Source organism: Acidovorax sp. GW821-FHT10E04 (genome assembly GCF_059415185.1).
This window is the reverse complement of sequence record NZ_JBWKMT010000002.1, coordinates 357554-372942: the sequence shown is the minus strand read 5'-3', so window position 1 is coordinate 372942 and position 15389 is coordinate 357554. Positions and strand designations below refer to the sequence as shown.

The window sequence follows — 15389 nt, the reverse complement described above, 5'->3', positions numbered from 1 at the left end:
CTGCCGATTCGGTCCCTGTCTCACCCCGGCGCACGCAGCGCACCTACACCAGCACCGCCCGGGCACGGGTGTGATCGGGGCCACGCACTGGTCCTTATCACCTGCTCGCCCCGATGCCCACCCCCTGCCCATCGCCCCGCGCACCTGCGCCACCCCGGCCCACCCCCCGCCCACAGAAGCTGCCCGGGGGGCTGGTGTACGTCACCCCGTCCATGCCAGGCCTCACGCGGGAGCCCGGCAGCGACAAGACTTTTCGCTACCGCCTGCCCGACGGCCAATGGCTCCGGGACCCGGACGAGATCGCCCGCATCCAGCGCCTGGCCATTCCACCCGCGTACACCGATGTGTGGATCTGCCCCCTGCCCCACGGCCACCTGCAGGCCACGGGGCTGGATGCGCGCGGACGGCGCCAGTACCGCTACCACCCGCAGTGGCGCCAGCAGCGCGACGAAGGCAAGTTCGAGCACATGCAGGCCTTTGGCCGCGCGCTGCCGCGCATCCGCGCCCGCGTGGCGCGCGACCTGGCCGCGCACCGCGGCGGCCAGCCGCTCACGCGCACGCTGGTGCTGGCCGCGCTGGTGCGCCTGCTGGACACCACCTACCTGCGCGTGGGCAACGAGGAATACGCCAGCAGCAACCGGTCCTACGGCCTGACCACGCTGCGCACCCGGCATGCGCGGCTTCACGGCAGCCAGCTCAGGCTGCGCTTTCGGGGCAAGAGCGGCGTGTTGCAGGAGGCCGAGCTGAACGACCCGCGCGTGGCCCGGGTGGTGCGCCGCTGCCAGCAGCTGCCAGGACAGGAGCTCTTCCAGTACGAGGACGGAGACGGCACCCCACGTACCGTGGGCTCGGGCGACGTGAACGACTACCTGCGCGAGATCACGCACGGCACGGCCGCCACCGGCGGCGACCACTTCACGGCCAAGGACTTCCGCACCTGGCATGGCACCACGCAGGCGCTGGAGCTGACCCGCCTGGCATGTGCGCAGACCGATGCCTCCGGCGCGGCCGACAAAAACGTGCGCTACAGCGCCAAGACCATCCTGGCCGAGGTAGCGCGCCAGCTGGGCAACACCCCAGCGGTGTGCAAGAAGTCATACGTTCATCCTGCCGTGCTGGAGCTGGGCTCGCGGCTTGCATCCGACGCCGGCCCGGGCTTGCAGGAAGTGTGGGACCGCATCGGCGGCAGCGCGTCGCCCCGGGGGCTGAGCGCGGCCGAGCGCAGGCTCCTGGCCTTCTTGCGCAAGCCGCGCGCCCGTCCACGGCCCGCGAAGGCCCCGCCTGGAGCGCCTGCTGTCGCGCAGGTGCCGCGCCGCGCCCGGCATGCCGGGGCGCATCGCTAAACTTGGCGCCTGCGCCTTTTTCTCCGCCCTGTCGGCCCGGCCCCGCGCACAGGCCGGCCCCGCCCAACTCCAGCCTGCCGCCATGCCCACCACCGCCTTGCCAGAGTCCGAGAGCCCCCTGGCCGACCGCCACCAGCAACGCCCCTTCCTCAGCCCGCCGGAGCGCGAAGCCATCAACCGGGGCCGCTGGTTCGCCGCGCTCACTCCGTCGCTGCGGCACGACATCTTCCGGCTGGGGCGCGTCACGCGCTACACGCACGGCCAGATGATCGTCGAGCAGGGCGACCTGGCGCAGGACTGGTTTGCCTGCGCCAGCGGCGCCATCCGGTTTCGGCGCACCACGCCCTCGGGCAAGCAGGTGACGCTGGCCTACGTGGAGCCCGGCATCTGGGTGGGCGAGGCCGAGGTGCTGCACCGCGGCCCCAACACCTACGACGCGCATGCCCACGGCCCCACCACGGTGCTGAGCGTGGCCGAGGGCGTGTTCCGCCAGCTGCTGCGCGAACACCCCGAGTTCGGCGAGGCCCTGCTCACGCTGCAGGCGCGCCGCATGCGCTACCTGTACTGGATGATGGAAGACATGGCCACCCTGCCCCTGCGCGCGCGGCTGGCCAAGCAGCTGCTGCACGTGCTGCGCCGATTCGGCGAGCGCGCCGCCGTTCCCGGCCAGCGCGGCGCCATCGGGCTGTCGCTGGTGCAGGACGAGCTCGCGCAGCTCCTGGGCGGCTCGCGCCAGCGCATCAACGTGGAGCTCAAGTGGATGGAACGCGAAGGCATCATCGGCATCCACCAGCGCAGCATCGTGGTCTACCAGCAGGAGCAGCTCGAGGCGCTGGCGCAGCAGGAACTGGCCGAGTCCCACGGCTAGGCCCCGCACATCCCCGCCCGCCGCAGCGCATCACCAGCGGTACGCGGCCGAAAGCGTGGCCGTGCGCGGGCTGCCGTCCCGGCAGTGGGCGCCGTTGCAGATCAGGAAAGCCTTGTCGAACAGGTTGCGCACGTTGAGCGCCACGCGCCACGGCCCGTCCTGCCAGGCGAGCATGGCATCGACGAGTCCATAACCCGGGATGCGGTAGGCGCTGGCCGTGCCATCGACCATGTCGCCGGTGTAGCGCAGACCCGTGCCCAGCGTCCACGCCGGAAGGCCCCAGGCCGCCAGGCGGTAGTGCCCCCAGACCGAGGCCTGGTGGTAGGGCACCTCGGCCGCACGGCGGCCCACTTCGTCCGGCAGGTTGCTGCGCGTGATGCGGCGGTCGGTGTAGGCATAGGCGCCCACCACCTCCAGGTGGCGCGCCACCTGCCCGCGCACCTCCAGCTCGGCCCCGCGCGAGCGTGCCTGCCCCGTCTGCACGCTGAACTGCGGATGGGCGGGATCGGGCGTGAGCACGTTGTCCTGGCGCAGGTCGTACACGGCGGCCGACAACATCATCCCCTCGCTGCCGCTCGGCTGCCACCGCACCCCCAGTTCAAACTGCTCGCCCTCGGTGGGCTTGAAGCGCCGGCCCTGCGCGTCCGTGCCGCCCTGCGGCTGGAACGACTGGCTGTAGCCCGCGAACGGCGCCCAGCCGCCCGGCGCCAGGTAGACCACGCCCACGCGGCCGGTGAAGGCATCGGTGCGCTCCACCGACCACGGCGCGGCCGTGAAGAACGGGCGCGAGCGGTCGTCGCTCCAGTCGTGCCGCAGGCCGGCCAGCACCACCCAGCGCTCGCCCAGCTTGATCTGGTCCTGCGCATACAGGCCCGCCTGCCAGCGCTGCGACGTGTCCGAGAACGCCATCGGCGCGGGCGCGCCGGGCACGGCGCCGTACTGCGGCTGGTACAAATCCAGCGGGGCGAGCGTGCGCGCGTACCACTCCGATTCCGAGCGGTAGCGGGTGTAGTCCACGCCGGCGATCAGCGTGTGCTCCACCTCGCCACTGCGCCAGCGCTGCTGCCAGCTCGTGTCCGACGAGAAGCCGCGCACGCGCTCGAACTCGTCGATGGCGCGGCGCTGCACGCGCGTGGGCGCGGCCGGGTCCACGGTGGCGTTGGTGAAGAAGATGTCCGCCTCGGAGTCGAAGAACCGCAGCCCCTGGCGCAGGGTGGCATGCTCGTTCACCTGGTGCTCGAACAAGGCGGTGAGCGTGGTCTGCCGCACATCCTGCCGGTCGTAGGCAGGCTCGCCCACGAAGCGAAAGCGCGCGATGCGCTGGCCGCCGGGGCCGGGCAACAGGGTGCCCACCCGCGGCAGCGGGTACGAATAGCCCAGGCGGCGCTTCTGGTGCTGCATCAGCAGGGTGAGCGATGTGGCGGCCGACGGCTGCCAGCGCAGCGCGGGCGCGATGTACACCGCGTCGTCCTGCAGCGGACGCACGGGTGTCTCGCTGTCGCGCGCCAGCGCGGTGAGGCGCCAGGTCCAGTCGCTGCCCGGTGCCACCTCGCCACCCAGGTCCACGCCGATCTGCCGGTGCGCATACGTGCCCGCCTCCACCACCACCTCGCGCACGGCATCGGCCGTGGGGCGCTTGCTCACCGTGGCCAGCACGCCGCCGGGCGCCGACATGCCGTACAGCACCGACGCCGCGCCCTTGACCAGTTCCACGCGCTCCAGCCCGTACGGCTCCTGCTTGCCCGAGGCCCAGGAGTTGTCGGACACCTTGAGCCCGTCGGCAAACAGGCTGCCATTGCGCGCATCGGCCCAGAAGCCCCGGCTGTAGATCGCGTCGTACGAACCGCTGTAACCGGACACGGGACGCACGCCCGCAGAGTATTCGAACGCCTGCTCCAGGTCGCGCACGCGCTGCACCTGCATCTGCTCGGCCGTGACCACGGTGATGGTCTGCGGCGTTTCCATGAGCGGCGTGTCCGTCTTGGTGGCGCTGGCGCTGCGCCGGGCCACCAGTCCGCGCACGGGGCCGGTGGCGGTTTCGACCTCGGCCTCGGCGGCCACGCGCACCTCGGGCAGCGCGGCGGCGCCGTCGGCCGGAGCGCGTTCCACCACCAGGGTGGCGCCGTCGCGGCGCATGCGCAGGCCACTGCCGCGCAGCAACTCGGCCAGCGCCGCCTCGGGGCTGCGCGCGCCCTGCACGGGCTGGGCATGCCGGCCCTGCACCAGCTCGGGCGGGTAGATCAGCTGCACGCCCGACTGCCGGGCGAATTGCGCCAGCGCCTCAGGCAGGGGCTGGGCGGCAATGTCGAAGGCCGCCGGGGCGGGTGCGCCCTGGGCGGTGGCCATGTCCATCTGCAGCGACGCCATGGCCAGCATGGCGGCTGCGAGTGCGTGGCGGGCAGGACGGGAGGTGCGTGCGGGGCCGGAAGGCCGGGGGGCCGGGGTGCGGGGCCGTTGTCGGTTCATGGTGAAGTCCTTTCCCCGCTACAACGAATGGGCCCTCCCACTTCCTGAATGGCGGCGCGCCTGCCAGCGCCCTGATCGGCCAAAGAGCTATTAAAACAATAGCTTTCAGCGCTTATGGAGAAAGCGCTGGCGGCCACTTTCACCAAAATTCACCAAAGTCGCGCGTCCTGCCCCATCCTCCGGCCTGGCCGTCAGCGCGCGGCCACCCGCCATTGCCCCGCCACGAGCCGCACCTGCACCGGCACGACGGAAGGCAGTGCCCGCACGAAGTCCTCGGCCTGTGCAATGCGCACCTGCCCCGACAGGCGCAGCGCGGCGGCACCGGCCTCCACCTGAACCGGGCGCGGCAGGTAGCGGCGCAGGCGGTCCACGGCCTCGGCCAGCGGCGCATCGGCAAAAGCCACCACGCCGTGGCGCCAAGCGGCGGCCTCGTGCGCCGGGGCGACGGCCTGGGCGAGCGGTTCGCCCGGCCGCACCCGCAGCGCCTGTCCGCCCGCGAGTTCCCGCACCGCCAGGGGCTGGCCATCCGGCCCCAGCGACTCCACCCGCACGCGGCCCGACTCCACCTGCACATCGACCCCGCTGGCGCCGTGCTCCACGCCGAAGCGCGTGCCCAGCACGGTCACGCGCACGGCGCCCCCCTCGGCGCCACCGGGCACCTCCACCACGAAGGGGCGGTCCGCGTCGCGCACCACGTCGAAGAACGCCGCCCCGGCCAGCAGGCTCACGCGGCGCTGCCCGGCGTAGTACGCCATGTGCACGCGGCTTTGCGCGTCGAGCGTGATGCGGCTGCCGTCGGGCAGCGGGTGGCGCAGCGTCTGCCCCTGGCCGGTGCGTGCCACCTGCTGCCACTGCGCGACTGCGCTGCGCCACCATTGCCAGGCCCCCACGCCACCCACGCCCATTGCGGCAAAGCTCAGCAATGCCGCCAGCGAGCGGCGGCGGCCGGTGCGGCGGGCTTCGTGGTGCGACGCCGGTGCCACAGGAGAGCTGCGGCCCGCCGCGTGCCACTGCTCCATGGCGGCCTGCACGCGGTCCATGGCGAGCATCATGTCGCGCTCGACCATGTTGCGCGAGATGCCGTATTCGGCCGCGAGCGCGCCCTGGCCTTCGCCGTTGATGCGGTGGCGCAGGAAGACCTGGCGCGCGCGCTCGGGCACGGCGGCGAGCGCGGCTTCGACCGCGTCCACCGCCTGCCGGTACATCAGGGCCTCGGCGGCATCGGGGCCGTGGCGCGCCGCCGTGCCGGCGCCCGAGTCCGCATGGGCCTGGGCCAGCGCATGGCGGGCCACCACGCCCGCGTGGCGCTGCCGGTCGATGACGAGATTGCGCGCCATGGCGAATACGTAGGCCCGCGCCTCGGCCTCGCACAGCGCGGGCTGCTCGCCGCGCAGGTCCATGTCGGCCAGGCGCAGCCAGGTGTCGTGCGCCACGTCGCGCGCGTCATCGGCATTGCCGGTGCGGTGCGAGAGGTAGCGCAGCAGGTCGCGGTAGCTGTCGCGAAAGCTCGCGAGCAGCGGAGATGACGGCAGTGCCCCCGTGCCCATGGCGTGCAGGCCGACCCGGGCGGAATCAGCGGCCCACCATGTGGCCCGGCACCACCCACTGGTCGAACTGCTCGCCCGTGACGTGGCCCGAGGCGACAGCCGCTTCGCGCAGGCTGGTGCCTTCCTTGTGCGCCTTCTTGGCGATGTAGGCGGCCTTGTCGTAGCCGATGTGGGTGTTGAGCGCGGTGACCAGCATGAGCGAGCGGTCCACCAGCTCGGTGATGCGCTCGCGGTTGGGCTCGATGCCCACGGCGCACTGGTCGTTGAAGCTCACCATGCCGTCGGCCAGCAGGCGCACGCTCTGCAGGAAGTTGTGCGCCACCATGGGACGGAAGACATTGAGCTCGAAGTTGCCCGAGGCACCCCCGAAGTTGATGGCCACGTCGTTGCCGAACACCTGGGCGGCCAGCATGGTCACGGCCTCGCTCTGCGTGGGGTTGACCTTGCCGGGCATGATGGACGAGCCAGGCTCGTTCTCGGGGATGCTCAGCTCGCCGATGCCGCTGCGCGGGCCGCTGGCGAGCCAGCGCACGTCGTTGGCGATCTTCATCATGCTGGCGGCCAGGGTCTTGAGGGCTCCGTGGGCGTGCACCAGCCCATCCACCGAGGCCAGCGCCTCGAACTTGTTCGGCGCGGTGACAAAGGGCAGGCCCGTGAGGCGCGCCAGCTCGGCGGCGGCCTGCTCGGCATAGCCCTTGGGCGCGTTCAGGCCCGTGCCCACGGCCGTGCCGCCCAGCGCCAGCTCGTACAGGTGGGGCAGCGCGGCGCGCACGTGGCGCTCGCCATGGTCGAGCTGGGCCACATAGCCCGAGAACTCCTGGCCCAGCGTGAGCGGGGTGGCGTCCTGCAAATGGGTGCGGCCGATCTTGACGATGCCGTCGAAATCCTTTGCCTTCTTGTCCAGCGTGGCGCGCAGCCTGGCGATGGCGGGCAGGAGCCTGTGCGTGAGCGCTTCCACGGCGGCCACGTGCATGGTGGTGGGGAACACGTCGTTGCTCGACTGGCTGCGGTTCACGTCGTCATTGGGGTGCACCAGGCGGCCTTCGCCGCGCTCGCCGCCCAGGATCTCGCTGGCGCGGTTGGCCAGCACCTCGTTGACGTTCATGTTCGTCTGCGTGCCCGAGCCCGTCTGCCACACCACCAGCGGGAACTCGCCCGGGTGCTTGCCGGCGATCACTTCGTCGGCGGCGGCCACGATGGCCTCGGTCTTCTTCGCGTCCTGCAGGCCCAGGGCCTGGTTGACCACGGCCGAGGCGCGCTTGACCTGCGCCAGGGCCTTGATGATCTCGCGCGGCTGCTGCTCGCCCGAGATGTCGAAGTTCTGCAGCGAGCGCTGCGTCTGCGCGCCCCAGAGCCTGTCGGCGGGGACCTCGATGGGGCCAAAGGTGTCGCGTTCGGTACGGGAGGTCATGGGCAGTGGTTCTCCAAGTGAAACAACAGGCGGGCGGACGCCGGACGCCCGGCGTGGCGGGAAGGCCACGGCGGCGGGCCGGCGTCTGGCCGGAAAAGGGTACGACCGGGGAATGTCGGCGCGACCGGCAGCATAATGCAAAAACAAACCATTCTCATTTACAGACTTGTATGGCCCGTGCGGGAGCGTGGAGCAGTCAGTGTGCGGCAAGCCCTGCCCCGGAAGGAAACAGCCCGCACCGCCACCACTGCAGGTGGGGACATCCGCCCGGCCCCCCGACCCGGCCCAGCCAGGGCAAACCCCCACTCCGGCGCGGCTTCGCGCCCCTGGCTACACTCCGTCGCGCGCGGCCCCTGCCCTGCAGGCTTTCGCCGCATGTCTGCCCAGGCCCTTGACGGCGCCGCGCGCCCGATGCACCCTGCCCTTCCAACCCCAGCACCTTTCGCACCATGAACACGTTCATGCCCTCCAGCTACAACCTGTTCGTGGTGGCCGCCTCCTTTGCCATTGCCATGCTCGCGTCGTACGTGACGCTCGACCTGGCGCGGCGGGTGCGCACCGCGCAGCGCCGCGTCGGCCTGGCGTGGTGGGCCGCGGGGTCCATCGTCATGGGCACGGGCATCTGGTCCATGCATTTCCTGGGCATGCAGGCCTTCCGGCTGCCCATCGAGATCGGCTTTGCCGGCGGGCTCACGCTGCTGTCGTGGCTGGCCGCCGTGGCCGCCTCCGCCATGGCCCTGCAGCTCGCAAGCCGCACACACTTTGGCCGGATGCAGCTGGCGCTGGGCGCGCTGGTGATGGGGGCCGGCATCAGCGGCATGCACTACATCGGCATGGCGGCCATGGAAATGGCGCCAGGCATCGTGTGGAACCTGCCGCTGGTGGCGCTGTCGGTGCTGATCGCGGTGCTGGCCTCGGCCACGGCCCTGCTGATCTTCAAGCTGCTGCGCCGGGTGCGGCCCAGCCAGCGCCTGCCCTACCAGCTGGCGGCATCGTTCGTGATGGCCGTGGCCATCTGCGGCATGCACTACACCGGCATGGCGGCGGCCAGCTTTGCCATGGGCTCCGTGTGCCTGAGCACGGGAGAGCTCGGCGGCCCGGGCCTGACGGCCATGGTGCTCATGGCCACCGGCATGCTGCTGGTGAGCACCTTGTTCACCTCCATCCTGGACGCGCGGCTGCAAGCCACGGCCGAGCGTCTGACGCGGTCGCTGCAGGACAGCAACACCCGCCTGCAGGCGGCCAATGACGAACTGCAAAAACGCGCATTCGCCGATGCCCTCACCGGCCTGCCCAACCGGCTGCTGTTCGAAGACCGCCTCATCCACGCGCTGCTGCGCCTGGACCGCACCAACCACCACCGCGTGGAGGACCGCCTGGCCGTGCTGTTCGTGGACCTGGACGGCTTCAAGCCCATCAACGATTCGTTCGGCCATGCCGCGGGCGACGTGATCCTGCGCAGCGCGGCCGACCGGCTGCGCCGCGAAGCCCGCGAGGGCGATACCGTGGCGCGCGTGGGGGGCGACGAATTCCTGATCCTGCTGGAGGACGTGAGCGACGTGGCCGACTGCGTGACGGTGGCCAACCGGGTGCTGTCCTCCCTGTCGCAGCCGTTCGAGGTGTCGGGCAAGCAGGTGCAGATCGCCTGCTCCATCGGCGTCGTGGTGCACCCCGACCACGGTGACCGCAACAAGCTCGTGGCCAACGCCGATGCCGCCATGTACGCCGCCAAGCGCGCGGGTGGCGGCTGCTATGCGCTGTTCGAACCCCACATGGGCTCCGATGCATCCGAGCAGCTGGAGCTGCAGAACGACCTGCGCCAGGCGCTGGACCGGGGCGAACTGGCCCTGCACTACCAGCCCAAGATCGACGGCACGCGCGGCCAGATCAGCGGCGTGGAGGCCCTGCTGCGCTGGAACCACCCGAAGCATGGCATGGTGAGCCCGGTGGTGTTCATCGCGCTGGCCGAGCGCTTCGGCCTGATCGGGCGGCTGGGCAACTGGGTCATCAACGAGGCCTGCCGCCAGGTCGCCGAGTGGGCGCGCAGCGGCATGCGCATGCGCGTGGCGATCAACCTGTCGGTGCACCAGCTGCGCGAAAGCGGGCTGGCCGAGCGCATCGGGCAGGCCCTGCTGCGCCACGGGGTGGATGCCTCGCAGCTGCTGTGCGAGATCACCGAATCCGTGGCCATGGAAGACATCAAGGCCACCCAGCGCACCTTCGACGGGCTGGCGCGCATCGGCGTGTTCCTGTCTATCGACGACTTCGGCACCGGCTACTCCAGCCTGAACTACCTGCGCCAGCTGCCCGCGCAGCAGCTCAAGATCGACCGCAGCTTCGTGAACGACCTGGAAAGCAGCGAGGACGCCCGCGCCGTCGTGGCCGCCGTGGTCAGCCTGGCGCATGCCCTGGGCCTGCGCGTGGTGGCCGAGGGCGTGGAAACCAGCGGCCAGCGCGACATCCTGCTGGGCATGGGCTGTGACGAGCTGCAGGGCTTCTTCTACGCCCGCCCCATGCCGGCAGACACGCTGCTGGCCTGGTCGCAGGGCGAAAAGCCCGTGGGCAGCGCGGACTTCACCCCGTCCGTCATCGGGACGCTGCCGGACTTCTGAGCGCGGCAACCAGCGCCCGGGCACCTTTTCAAGGCCTTGGGAAGGTACCGGCGAAGATGGACGACACCCATGTCAGCGCTGCCTGACGCGGGGCAGCGCCGTGCACGCCGACGATGGCATTGCGGCGGTGTTTCCGCCTCCGCGCCGCGGATCCGCATGGAGCCCGCGCCCCCTCCTCAACCATCGGAGCAGACCATGGCCACCAGCAGCCTTCTCGGCATCGACGCCGACAACCTTCCCCCCGCCCACAGTGCCACCGGCATCGACAGCCTGGGGCCCAGTGACGCCTCCGACTCCGGCAGCGACAGCGCAGGGGCCTACAGCACGGAATCGGACAGCGACACCGACCGCTTTGGCACGGGCGAGCGCGGCAGCGTGGAGCCCGACCCGCAGCCCACCGCCCGCGACATCCTCCCCGACCATGTGGAAACCATGCAAGCTGGCGGTCCCGGTGACGGCGGCGGCCCGGATGAAGGGATGCAGGATGACGAACGCGACGCCGTGGATACCGAGCGCGAGACGCCAGGGCGCGGCAACCGGCAGGCCGGCGCGCCCCCCTTGAGCGCGGACGACCTGCCGGGCAGCAGCGACACCGACGAAGAACCGGAGGACGGGGAGGGAACAGGCGCGCCGTGAACACGGCGGACCGAACACCACCCCATGGGGGTATCTGGCGCCCCCGTGCAGGCGCCAATGGCCGACCGGCGGCGCCCGCCTTTGCCCGGGCGCAAGGTGGCGCCAGCGGGGGTCTGTCAAAATACGGTCCGCCTGCCATCGGCAGCGCGGTTTGCGGCCCAGCGCTGGTCGACAGGCGGCGTGTGCGGCGGGCAGGACAGGAACGCGTTTGCGTTCTCCACAAAAGACTCCCCCACGAACCGCCATGACCACCTCCATCCGCCAGGACGATCTCATCGAATCCGTAGCCGCCGCGCTGCAGTACATCAGCTACTACCACCCCACCGATTACATCGCCCACCTGGCCCGCGCCTACGAGCGCGAGCAAAGCCCGGCGGCCAAGGACGCGATCGCGCAGATCCTGACCAACAGCAAGATGAGCGCCACCGGCCAGCGCCCCATCTGCCAGGACACCGGCATCGTCAACGTGTTCCTGAAGGTGGGCATGGACGTGCGCTGGGACGGCTTCACGGGCAGCCTGGACGACGCCATCAACGAAGGCGTGCGCCGCGGCTACAACCACCCCGACAACACCCTGCGCGCCAGCGTGGTGGCCGACCCGCAGTTCGACCGCAAGAACACCAAGGACAACACGCCCGCCGTGATCTTCACCGAGATCGTGCCCGGCAACACCGTGGACATCACCGTGGCGGCCAAGGGCGGCGGCTCGGAGAACAAGTCCAAGATGTACATGCTCAACCCCAGCGACAGCGTGGTGGACTGGGTGCTCAAGACCGTGCCCACCATGGGCGCCGGCTGGTGCCCCCCCGGCATGCTGGGCATCGGCATCGGCGGCACGGCGGAAAAGGCCGTGCTCATGGCCAAGGAGAGCCTGATGGACGACCTCGATATGTACGAGCTGCAAGCCAAGGCCGAAGCCGCCAAGACCGGCGGCCCCGCGCTCGACAAGGTCGAAGCGCTGCGCCTGGAGCTGTTCGAGAAGGTCAATGCCCTGGGCATCGGCGCGCAGGGCCTGGGCGGCCTGACCACCGTGCTGGATGTCAAGATCAAGATGTACCCCACGCACGCGGCCAGCAAGCCGATCGCGATGATCCCCAACTGCGCCGCCACGCGCCACGCGCACTTCGTGCTGGACGGCTCGGGGCCCGTCTACCTCACGCCGCCCAGCCTGGACCTGTGGCCCAACGTGAACTGGGCACCCGACTACAACAAGAGCAAGAAGGTGAACCTGGACACGCTGACCAAGGAAGAAGTGGCCAGCTGGAAGCCCGGCGACACGCTGCTGCTCAACGGCAAGATGCTCACCGGCCGCGACGCCGCGCACAAGCGCATCCAGGACATGCTGGCCAAGGGCGAGAAGCTGCCCGTGGACTTCACCAACCGCGTCATCTACTACGTGGGCCCCGTGGACCCGGTCAAGGACGAGGCCGTGGGCCCCGCCGGCCCCACCACCGCCACCCGCATGGACAAGTTCACCGACATGATGCTGGAGAAAACCGGCCTGATCGCCATGATCGGCAAGGCCGAACGCGGCCCGGTGGCCATCGAGTCCATCAAGAACCACAAGAGCGCCTATCTCATGGCCGTGGGTGGCGCCGCCTACCTGGTGAGCAAGGCCATCAAGACCGCCAAGGTCGTGGGCTTCGAGGACCTGGGCATGGAAGCCATCTACGAGTTCGACGTGGTGGACATGCCCGTGACCGTGGCCGTGGATTCCGGCGGCACCAGCGCGCACATCACCGGCCCGGCCGAGTGGCAAAAGCGCATCGCCACCGGGGAGTTCAAGGGCATCGGGGTCGCCGCCACCGCCTGACAGGCGGCCCGCGCAGCCTGGTGGGTGGCCTCCTCGGGCCCTCGCCAAGCACGCGCCCCCCGGAGTGCCTCCCGCCGCGCGGCATTTTGCGCGCGACTGCGGCACACTCTCGACTTCATCTCCCCCAGCATCGCAGTGATTTTTTCATGATCCAGCCAACGCCGCCGCAGCCACAACAACCCATCGGCGTGTTCGACAGCGGGGTCGGCGGCCTGAGCGTGCTGCGCGCCCTGCGGGCCGAGCTGCCCCACGAGCGTTTCGTGTACCTGGCGGACAGCGCCAACGCTCCCTACGGCGAGCGCGGCGATGCCTACGTGAGCGCGCGCACCCACGCCATCACGCAGTACCTGCGCGGGCAGCACCACATCAAGGCCCTGGTGGTGGCATGCAACACCGCCACGGCGGCGGCCATCCACGAGGTGCGCAGCAACCACCCCGACCTGCCCCTGGTGGGCCTGGAGCCCGCCATCAAGCCAGCGCTGGCAGCCACCAGAACAGGCCGCGTGGGCGTGATCGGAACGCGGGGCACACTCACCAGCAGCAAGTTCGGCAAGCTGCTGGGTTCGCTGGCGGATCAAGCGGAGTTCGTGGTGCAGCCGTGCGACGGCCTGGCCCATGCCATCGAGCGCGGCGTGGCCCAGCCCATGCCAGCACCAGGCGGCGCCGTCGGTGCCACCGAAACCGGCGCCCTGTGTGAGCGCTACATCCACGCCATGGGCGTGTTCGGCGCTTCAGCCGGGCAGATCGACACGCTGGTGCTGGGCTGCACGCACTACATCTTTGTGGCGCATGAATTGCGGGCGCTGGTGGGGCCTGACGTCCAGTTCATCGAAACCGGCGCGCCTGTGGCACGGCAGACGCAGCGGCTCCTGGAAACAGCGGGATTGCTCAACACACCCTCCAGCGCCACCGCGGCGCAATCGCCGGACATCCGCCTGCTCACGACCGGTCCGGTGGCCATGCTCGAGGCGGCGGCGCAGCGCTGGCTGGGCCTGCCCACGGATTGCTGCGAAACCGTTGCGGTGCCTTGCCCAGGCGCCTCGGAGGCCCTCAGCGCGCGCAGCGCAGGCCTACCCATCACCTCCTGATGCCGCACCGCCCGCGGCCATAGCCATCGCGCTGGCGCCCAGGAGCCGCTTCACGCAGGCTCGGCGCTCCAGAGCCGCTCTCCGGCATGCTCCACGTGCGTGAGGTACAGACGCAGGTCGAATTCGTACTGGTGGTACTGCGGCTCCATGTGGGTGCACAGCTGATAGAACGCCTTGTCGTGGTTCTTCTCGCGCAGATGCGCCAGCTCGTGGACCACGATCATGCGCAGAAACTCGTCCGGCGCTTGCTTGAACATTGCGGCAATGCGGATTTCATGCTTCGCTGCGAGCCGGTTGCCCTGCACGCGCGACACGGCCGTGTGCAAGCCCAGCGCATGGCGCACCACATGGATCTTGTTGTCGAAAAGCACCTTGTTGACCGTGCCTGCGTTGCGCAGGTGGCGCGCCTTGAGCTCCAGCGCATAGTCGTACAGCGCCTTGTCGCTGCGCACCGCATGCGCGCGGGGGTACTTGCGCAACAGCATCGCCCCCAGGCGCCCTTGCGCGAGCAGGTCGCGGGCCTGGTACTGCAGGGACTCAGGGTAGGAGCGCAGGTAAGGAAGATCGGATGTCATGGTTCATGAACAGCGAAAAGGCAGCGGCGGCTACTACGGCGCCGGTTCAGCGCCAGCGCTTGCACCGCGCGCTGATGCCCGAGCCCGCTGCGGCCCCACGAACAGCGGAGCGATGCGAAGCCGGCGGCCGCTCAGTGGAGGTGGCGCGGACGGCGCCCCCCCCCGCCACCGTGTCCGCTGCCCGAGCCCCCCGGGCCCCTGGGGGGCTTGCCGATTTCCAGCGAGTTCACCAGGGCATCAAAGCGCTGGCTGAACAGCTTGTCGATCTCGGCCACCACGCCGCCGAGTTCCGCGCCGTCGAAATGGCGCTCCATCATGTTCACCACGTCCTGAACCAGGAGATCGCGCTGCACCTGCATGATGGCCGCAGGCGTCGGACCCACGAAAAGCATGACGAAATCATCGCGCGACTCTGCGTCCTGCTCTTCCTCTTCCTCGTCGAAGTCCGCATCGTAGAACGTGACTTCAATGGCGGCACCCTGCTCGGCCAGCTCGTTCAGGCTCATGCACATCTCGTCGAGCGATTGGCGAAAATCCTCATCCCCCCGCACGGTCCAGCACATCTGCAGCAGGTGCTCCTGCGTGTCGAACTTGATGCCCGGCTCTTCCTCGTAGGCGCTCGCAGCACCGTCGGCCAGGGAGCGGGCTCCTGCGTACTTCCACAAGGGTTTGAGCGCCTCCTGGAGCTGGTCGAAGCTGGCATCGGCGCGCAGCTGGACTTGTCCGTGGACGTGGATTTCAAAGGGAGCGTTGTAACTTGACATGATTGAATCGTAGTGGTGCCCCGAGCCGGGGTCGAACCGGCACGCCCCTTTTCAGGAAAGCGGCGGATTTTAAGTCCGCAGTGTCTACCAATTTCACCATCGGGGCGCCGGCTGCCCAACGCACTCCTGCGTCGCAGCGTAACCCGGGCAGCGCATGCGCGCAATGCCCTGTCGCATCTCTGGTCACAGGGCCGCTGGTCGCCAAACCACCTTTGCTGCGCCGCCAAGAAAAAAGGGAAGCCGAAGCTTCCCTTACAAATATGGAG

General features: G+C 70.0%; 11 protein-coding genes and 1 tRNA gene. 6 read left to right on the top strand and 6 right to left on the bottom strand.

Features of this window, described 5'->3' with window-relative positions; all coding sequences use genetic code 11:
• Positions 1 to 113 precede the first annotated feature (113 nt).
• Both AC07OC_RS06690 and AC07OC_RS06685 read left to right on the top strand, forming a co-directional pair.
• Positions 114 to 1343 (top strand): DNA topoisomerase IB, encoded by a 1230-nt coding sequence (locus tag AC07OC_RS06690; RefSeq protein WP_494600629.1) that lies wholly within the window; start codon positions 114 to 116, stop codon positions 1341 to 1343.
• A gap of 82 nt (positions 1344 to 1425) precedes the next feature.
• Positions 1426 to 2211 carry a Crp/Fnr family transcriptional regulator gene (locus tag AC07OC_RS06685; RefSeq protein WP_494600627.1) on the top strand — a complete coding sequence of 262 codons (786 nt, stop codon included), beginning with the start codon at positions 1426 to 1428 and terminating at the stop codon, positions 2209 to 2211.
• A gap of 30 nt (positions 2212 to 2241) precedes the next feature.
• Here AC07OC_RS06685 and AC07OC_RS06680 read toward each other — a convergent pair whose 3' ends face one another.
• The 3 genes from AC07OC_RS06680 to fumC all read right to left on the bottom strand — a co-directional run bounded on the left by AC07OC_RS06680 (position 2242) and on the right by fumC (position 7635).
• Positions 2242 to 4677 carry a TonB-dependent siderophore receptor gene (locus AC07OC_RS06680; RefSeq protein ID WP_492806286.1) on the bottom strand — a complete coding sequence of 812 codons (2436 nt, stop codon included), beginning with the start codon at positions 4675 to 4677 and terminating at the stop codon, positions 2242 to 2244.
• 191 nt (positions 4678 to 4868) lie between these two features.
• Positions 4869 to 6224 carry a sigma-70 family RNA polymerase sigma factor gene (locus tag AC07OC_RS06675; protein ID WP_494600625.1) on the bottom strand — a complete coding sequence of 452 codons (1356 nt, stop codon included), beginning with the start codon at positions 6222 to 6224 and terminating at the stop codon, positions 4869 to 4871.
• A gap of 25 nt (positions 6225 to 6249) precedes the next feature.
• Positions 6250 to 7635 (bottom strand): class II fumarate hydratase, encoded by a 1386-nt coding sequence (gene fumC, locus AC07OC_RS06670; RefSeq protein WP_494600623.1) that lies wholly within the window; start codon positions 7633 to 7635, stop codon positions 6250 to 6252.
• A 449-nt stretch (positions 7636 to 8084) separates the two neighbouring features.
• Here fumC and AC07OC_RS06665 point away from each other — a divergent pair, with 449 nt between their 5' ends.
• The 4 genes from AC07OC_RS06665 (at position 8085) to AC07OC_RS06650 (ending at position 13784) form a co-directional block, all read left to right on the top strand.
• Entirely contained in the window at positions 8085 to 10247 is a 2163-nt protein-coding gene (locus tag AC07OC_RS06665) for a putative bifunctional diguanylate cyclase/phosphodiesterase (protein ID WP_494600621.1), read from the top strand.
• A gap of 195 nt (positions 10248 to 10442) precedes the next feature.
• Positions 10443 to 10883, top strand: a complete 441-nt coding sequence (locus tag AC07OC_RS06660; RefSeq protein WP_369642164.1) for a hypothetical protein — start codon at positions 10443 to 10445, stop codon at positions 10881 to 10883.
• A gap of 244 nt (positions 10884 to 11127) precedes the next feature.
• Positions 11128 to 12696, top strand: a complete 1569-nt coding sequence (locus AC07OC_RS06655; protein ID WP_218294109.1) for a fumarate hydratase — start codon at positions 11128 to 11130, stop codon at positions 12694 to 12696.
• 146 nt (positions 12697 to 12842) lie between these two features.
• Positions 12843 to 13784, top strand: a complete 942-nt coding sequence (locus AC07OC_RS06650) for a glutamate racemase (protein WP_494600619.1) — start codon at positions 12843 to 12845, stop codon at positions 13782 to 13784.
• Positions 13785 to 13834: 50 nt separating this feature from the next.
• Here the strand turns inward: AC07OC_RS06650 and AC07OC_RS06645 are convergent, their stop codons facing one another.
• The 3 genes from AC07OC_RS06645 to AC07OC_RS06635 all read right to left on the bottom strand — a co-directional run bounded on the left by AC07OC_RS06645 (position 13835) and on the right by AC07OC_RS06635 (position 15229).
• Complete coding sequence (locus AC07OC_RS06645; protein ID WP_494600617.1) at positions 13835 to 14359, bottom strand: M48 metallopeptidase family protein; 525 nt, start codon at positions 14357 to 14359, stop codon at positions 13835 to 13837.
• 131 nt (positions 14360 to 14490) lie between these two features.
• Positions 14491 to 15123, bottom strand: a complete 633-nt coding sequence (locus AC07OC_RS06640) for a DUF6806 family protein (protein WP_218340779.1) — start codon at positions 15121 to 15123, stop codon at positions 14491 to 14493.
• Positions 15124 to 15136: 13 nt separating this feature from the next.
• Positions 15137 to 15229: transfer RNA gene (locus AC07OC_RS06635), tRNA-Leu, on the bottom strand.
• Between the last annotated feature and the right edge of the window lie 160 nt (positions 15230 to 15389).

Excerpts from the sequence above, each read along its gene's own strand:
- AC07OC_RS06690 (WP_494600629.1), top strand. The coding sequence starts at position 114 with ATGCCCACCCCCTGCCCATCGCCCCGCGCACCTGCGCCACCCCGGCCC.
- AC07OC_RS06685 (WP_494600627.1), top strand. The coding sequence starts at position 1,426 with ATGCCCACCACCGCCTTGCCAGAGTCCGAGAGCCCCCTGGCCGACCGC.
- AC07OC_RS06680 (WP_492806286.1), bottom strand. The coding sequence starts at position 4,677 with ATGAACCGACAACGGCCCCGCACCCCGGCCCCCCGGCCTTCCGGCCCC.
- AC07OC_RS06675 (WP_494600625.1), bottom strand. The coding sequence starts at position 6,224 with ATGGGCACGGGGGCACTGCCGTCATCTCCGCTGCTCGCGAGCTTTCGC.
- fumC (WP_494600623.1), bottom strand. The coding sequence starts at position 7,635 with ATGACCTCCCGTACCGAACGCGACACCTTTGGCCCCATCGAGGTCCCC.
- AC07OC_RS06665 (WP_494600621.1), top strand. The coding sequence starts at position 8,085 with ATGAACACGTTCATGCCCTCCAGCTACAACCTGTTCGTGGTGGCCGCC.
- AC07OC_RS06660 (WP_369642164.1), top strand. The coding sequence starts at position 10,443 with ATGGCCACCAGCAGCCTTCTCGGCATCGACGCCGACAACCTTCCCCCC.
- AC07OC_RS06655 (WP_218294109.1), top strand. The coding sequence starts at position 11,128 with ATGACCACCTCCATCCGCCAGGACGATCTCATCGAATCCGTAGCCGCC.
- AC07OC_RS06650 (WP_494600619.1), top strand. The coding sequence starts at position 12,843 with ATGATCCAGCCAACGCCGCCGCAGCCACAACAACCCATCGGCGTGTTC.
- AC07OC_RS06645 (WP_494600617.1), bottom strand. The coding sequence starts at position 14,359 with ATGACATCCGATCTTCCTTACCTGCGCTCCTACCCTGAGTCCCTGCAG.
- AC07OC_RS06640 (WP_218340779.1), bottom strand. The coding sequence starts at position 15,123 with ATGTCAAGTTACAACGCTCCCTTTGAAATCCACGTCCACGGACAAGTC.